Raw genomic sequence first — 286 nt, 5'->3', positions numbered from 1 at the left:
ACAAGTCGAGCAGGGACGAAAGTCGGGCTTAGTGATCCGGTGGTACCGCATGGAAGGGCCATCGCTCAACGGATAAAAGCTACCCTGGGGATAACAGGCTTATCTCCCCCAAGAGTCCACATCGACGGGGAGGTTTGGCACCTCGATGTCGGCTCATCGCATCCTGGGGCTGAAGTAGGTCCCAAGGGTTGGGCTGTTCGCCCATTAAAGCGGTACGCGAGCTGGGTTCAGAACGTCGTGAGACAGTTCGGTCCCTATCTGTCGTGGGCGCAGGAAATTTGAGAGG

The 286-nt window shown here is 57.3% G+C and carries 1 rRNA gene; it reads left to right on the top strand.

The window, feature by feature from the left end:
* Positions 1-286 (top strand): 23S ribosomal RNA (locus KIH86_RS15175); the annotation flags it as partial.

It is taken from the genome of Paenibacillus sinensis (assembly GCF_019904155.1).
GTDB classification, from domain to species: Bacteria; Bacillota; Bacilli; order Paenibacillales; family Paenibacillaceae; genus Paenibacillus_AQ; species Paenibacillus_AQ sinensis.
Note: the sequence above shows the minus strand (reverse complement) of the source record. Positions and strands in the feature narration are given on the sequence as shown.